General features: G+C 74.6%; 1 protein-coding gene. It reads left to right on the top strand.

The annotated features are described in order from the left end of the window. The coding region (locus ACFYW3_RS39070; RefSeq protein WP_389389041.1) for a beta-ketoacyl synthase N-terminal-like domain-containing protein at nucleotides 1-5,555 on the top strand (5,555 nt) is incomplete at both ends.

The following is a 5,555-nucleotide window of genomic DNA, read 5'->3' as shown; positions in this document are numbered from 1 at the left end:
GCCGGACAACTCGGCACCGCCGGACAAGCCAACTACGCAGCCGCCAACACCTACCTCGACGCCCTCGCCCACCACCGCCGCGCACACGGACACCCTGCAACCTCCCTCGCCTGGGGATTCTGGGCCCAACGCAGCGGCATGACCGGCCACCTCAACGACGACGAAGCAGTGATGCGCCGCATGGCGGGCGCCGGGGTGCTGCCCATCTCCGAGGAGCAGGGGCTCGCGCTGTTCGACGCCGCCGTCGCGCTGGACGCGCCGGTCTGCGTGCCGCTGCCCCTGGATCTCGGGGCGCTGCGGAACCAGGCTGCCGCGGGCACGCTGCCCCCGCTGCTGCGCGGGCTGGTGCGCGCTCCGGCCCGGCGGGCGGCGGCCGCTCCGGGAGCCGTCGGGGGTTCGGCCTTCGCGGCCGAGCTGGCGGCGCTGCCGCAGGCCGAGCGGGCACGGCGGCTGCTGGACCTCGTGAGGACACACGCGGCGACGGCGCTGGGCTACGCGACGTCCGAGGCATTCGATGCGAAGCGGACGTTCCGTGAGCTCGGCTTCGACTCGCTGGCGGCCATCGAGCTGCGCAACGGCGTGGGGGGCGCGACCGGTCTGCGGCTGCCCGCGACGCTGGTCTTCGACCATCCGACGCCGTCCGCCGTGGCGGACTTCCTGCTCGGCGAGCTGACGGGCGAGGAGCGGCCGCGGGTCGCGGCGCGGCCGGCCGTGTCCGCCTCCGGGGCGGACGAGCCGATCGCGATCGTGGGCATGGCGTGCCGCTATCCCGGCGGCGTGTCGTCGCCCGAGGAGATGTGGGAGCTGGTGCTCTCCGGCCGGGACGCGATCGACGGCATGCCCGAGGATCGCGGTTGGGACGTGGAGCGCCTGTACGACCCCGAGCTGACCCGGCCGGGTACCTCGTACGTGCGTCAGGGCGGATTCCTGTACGACGCCGCCGACTTCGACCCGGAGTTCTTCGGCATCTCGCCGCGCGAGGCTCTGGCCATGGACCCGCAGCAGCGGCTGCTGCTGGAGACCGCGTGGGAGGCGCTGGAGCACGCGGGCATCGATCCGCACGCGGTGCGCGGCAGCCGCACCGGCGTGTTCACCGGCATGATGTACCACGACTACGCCGCCGATCGGGCCGAACTGCCCGAGGAGGCCGAGGGGTTCATAGGCACCGGTTCGGCCGGTTCCGTGGCCTCGGGGCGGATCGCGTTCACCCTTGGGCTGGAGGGTCCCGCCCTCACCATCGACACGGCGTGCTCGTCCTCTCTCGTGGCCCTGCACCTGGCCGTGCAGGCGCTGCGCAGCGGTGAGTGCGACCTGGCGCTGGCCGGCGGCGTGACCGTGATGTCGACGCCTGCCGTGTTCGTGGAGCTGTCCCGGCAGGGCGGACTGTCGCCCGACGGCCGGTGCCGTTCCTTCGCCGACGGTGCCGACGGCACCGGTTGGGGCGAGGGCGCCGGGCTCCTGCTGGTGGAGCGGCTCTCCGACGCCCGCCGCAACGGCCATCCCGTGCTGGCGATCGTGCGGGGAACGGCCGTCAACCAGGACGGGGCGTCCAACGGCCTCACCGCGCCGAACGGTCCCGCGCAGCAGCGCGTGATCGAAGAGGCCCTGGAGAACGCGCGCCTCGGTCCGGGCGACGTCGACGTGGTGGAGGCGCACGGCACCGGCACCACGCTGGGCGACCCCATCGAGGCGCAGGCGCTGCTGGCCACCTACGGCCGGGACCGCCCCGCCGACCAGCCCCTGTGGCTGGGGTCGGTGAAGTCCAACATGGGCCACACCCAGGCCGCGGCGGGTGCCGCGGGCATCATCAAGATGGTCATGGCGATGCGGCACGGCGTGATGCCGAAGACCCTGCACGTGGACCGGCCCAGTGCGCAGATCGACTGGTCCTCCGGCGGCGTGGAGCTGCTGACCGAGGCGCAGGAGTGGCCGGTCGACGGCGCTCCGCGTCGGGCCGGGGTGTCCTCCTTCGGGATCAGCGGCACCAACGCGCACGTCATCATCGAACAGCCGTCCGCCCCCGAGCCGGTGGCGGCGCCGCCCGCGGCCGACGGGGTGGTGCCCTGGGTGCTCTCCGGGCACGACCGGGCCGCGCTGTACGCGCAGGCCGGGCGGCTGGTGGCGCACGTGGAGGCGCACCCCGAGCTGTCCCCGGCGGAGGTGGGCACGACACTGACCCGCAGGGCGGCGCTCCCCCACCGCGCGGTGGTTCTGGGCGCCGACCGGGCCGCGCTGCTGTCGGGCGCGGCCGGCCTGGCGGGCCGGGCGGCCGAGCCGGACGCGGCGCTGCCGCCGGGAGTGGTCGAGGGTTCCGTACTCGGCGACGACCGGGTGGTGTTCGTCTTCCCCGGACAGGGCGCGCAGTGGGCGGGCATGGCGGCCGGGCTGCTGGACTCCTCGCCGGTCTTCCGGGCCCGCGTGCGGGAGTGCGAGGAGGCGCTGAGCCCGTACGTCGACTGGTCACTGCTCGCCGTGCTGCGGCAGGAGTCGGGCACCCCGCCCTGGGACCGGGTGGACGTGGTGCAGCCGGCGTTGTGGGCCGTCATGGTCTCGCTGGCGGAGGTCTGGCGCTCGTACGGGGTGGAGCCCGACGCGGTGATGGGCCATTCCCAGGGGGAGATCGCCGCCGCGTGCGTGTGCGGCGCCCTGGACCTCGCCGACGGGGCCCGGATCGTGGCCCTTCGAGCCAAGGCGATCGGCTCCGCGCTGGCGGGTCGGGGCGGCATGGTTTCGGTGGCACTGCCGGCCGCGGCGGCGCGGGAGCTGATCGCCGAATGGCCGGGTGCCATTTCGGTGGCGTCGGTCAACGGCCCGGTCAGCACCGTGGTCGCCGGTGAGCCCGGCGCGCTCGACGAGTTGCTCGCCCGCTGCGCCGGGGACGGCGTCCGGGCCCGCCGCATCCCGGTGGACTACGCCTCGCACACGGCTCAGGTGGAGGAGATCGAAGACGATCTCGCCGTGGAGCTGAAGGGCGTCGCACCGCGCTCGTCCGCCATCCCGTTCTTCTCGACCCTGACCGGGGGCCCGCTGGACACCGCGGAGCTGGACGCCGGGTACTGGTATCAAAACCTGCGCCACACCGTGGAGTTCGAGGGAGCCACCCGCGGGGCGCTGGCCCAGGGCTTCACCGTCTTCGCGGAGATCAGCCCGCATCCGGTGCTGGTGCCGTCCGTCCAGGACACCATCGACGACGCCGGCGCGGCCGCGGCGGCGGTGGGCTCGCTGCGCCGCGACGACGGCGGTCCGCGCCGCATGGCGACCTCGGTGGCCGAGGTCGGTGTGCTGGGTGTCGACGTCGACTGGGCGCAGGTGTTCGCCGGGGCCCGGCAGGTCGAGCTTCCGACCTACGCCTTCCAGCGCCGGCGGTTCTGGCTGGAGGGGCGGCGCGGCGCCGGCGACCTGACGGCGACCGGCCTGGAGTCCGCCGACCATCCGTTGTTGGGCGCGGCCGTGGTGATGGCGGGCGGTGAGGGCGTCGTGCTCACCGGCCGACTGTCCGGGCGCACCCACCCGTGGCTCCTGGACCACGCCGTGTCCGGCACCGCCCTGCTGCCCGGCACCGCGTTCGTGGACCTGGCGATCCGGGCGGGCGACCACCTGGGCCGCCCGCACCTGGAGGAACTCACCCTGCAGGCGCCGCTCCTGCTGGGCTCCGGCCCGGGTGACGACGTGACGGTGCAGGTCCGCGCCACCCCGGACGCCGACACGGACGGCTGCACGGTCACCGTGCACTCCCGTACCGGCGACGGGGACTGGACGCTGCACGCGACCGGCGCCCTGGGCCGGGACGCGCCCGCGGAGCCCGTACCGGACGCGGCCTGGCCGCCGGCCGGGGCGGAGCCCGTCGCACTGGACGGGGTCTACGACGAACTCGCCGAGGGCGGCTACCACTACGGCCCCGCGTTCCGGGGGCTGGAGGCGGTGTGGCGCCGGGACGGCGAACTGTTCGCCGAGATCCGCCTGCCCGAGGCGGAGCGGGAGGAGGCCGCACGGTACGGCGTCCACCCCGCGCTGTTGGACGCCGCGCTGCACGCCATGGCGCTCGCCGGTGATCAGGAGGCGGGCGTGCGACTGCCGTTCGCCTGGACGGGTGTGCACCTGTACGCGACCGGGGCCACCTCGGCCCGGGTGCTGCTCACGCCGTCCGGCGACCAGCTCTCGCTGCTGCTCACCGACGACACGGGCAGGCCCGTCGTCGCGGTGCGCTCGCTCGTGACCCGGCCGGCCGCCATCGGGAAGCCGTCGGGCGGCGCGCTGGAGGACGCGCTGCTCCATCTCGACTGGACCGTGCTGCCCTCCGGCGCGCAGGACGTCGGGCCGGTCCCGTACGCGTTGGTCGGCGAGGACCCGTTCGGGTTGGCCGACGGGGCGGTACGCGTCCTGTCGGGCCTCGACTCCTTCGCACAGGACGACCGGGTCCCGGACACCGTGGTCACCTGCCTGGCACCGGCGCAGTCCGGTGAGCCCGCGGCGGCGGCGCACGCCGCCGCGCAGGAGACGCTGGAGCGGGTCCGTGCCTGGCTGGCCGACGAACGCTTCGCCATGTCACGCCTGGTGTTCGTGACGAGGGGTGCGGTCGCCGCGGGCGACGCCGAGGACGTCACCGACCTGCCCCACGCGACGAGCTGGGGTCTGGTGACCTCGGCTCAGACCGAGAACCCGGACCGCTTCGGCCTCGTCGACCTGGACGGTGAGGCGGAGTCCCGGGACGCGTTCCCGGCCGCGCTGGAGAGTGCCGAGCCCCGGATCGCGGTCCGCCGCGGCACGGTCACGGCGCCCCGGCTGGCCCGTGCCCGCTCGCATCCGGCCCTGCTGCCGCCGACCGGAGGGGCGCCGTGGCGCCTGGAGAGCACCGGCAGCGGCACCATCGAGAACCTGGCGTTGGTCACCTGCCCGGAGGTCCTCGATCCGCTCGGCCCCGGCCAGGTCCGCCTCGCCGTGCACGCCGTCGGCATGAACTTCCGTGACGTGGTGGTCGCACTCGGTGTGGTCACCGGCCAGAAGGGCATCGGCGGCGACGTCGCCGGCACCGTGCTGGAGGTCGGTGCGGAGGTGGCCAACGTGAGCGTCGGCGACCGGGTTCTGGGCTTGTGCTCGGACTCGTTCGGGCCGGTCGCCGTCTGCGACCACCGGTTCCTGACCCCGATGCCCCGGGGATGGTCCTACGAGCAGGCGGCCACGGTCCCGATCACCCATCTCACGGCCTACTACGGGCTGGTGGACCTGGCGGACGTACAGCAGGGCGAGTCGGTGCTGGTGCACGCCGCGGCCGGCGGTGTCGGCATCGCGGCGGTGCAGTTGGCCCGGCACCTGGGGGCCGAGGTGTACGGCACGGCGAGCCCCGGCAAGTGGCAGACGCTGCGCGACCACGGGCTGGACGCGCCGCACATCGCCAACTCCCGGACGCTGGAGTTCGAGCAGTGGTTCATGGAGACCAGCGGCGGCTGCGGTGTGGACGTGGTCCTGGACTGCCTGGCGGGCGAGTTCGTCGACGCGGGCCTTCGGCTGCTGCCGCGCGGCGGACGCTTCCTGGAGATGGGCAAGACCGACAAGCG

The organism is Streptomyces sp. NPDC002602 (genome assembly GCF_042889445.1).
GTDB lineage: Bacteria > Actinomycetota > Actinomycetes > Streptomycetales > Streptomycetaceae > Streptomyces.
This window is presented reverse-complemented; position numbering and strand designations above follow the sequence as displayed.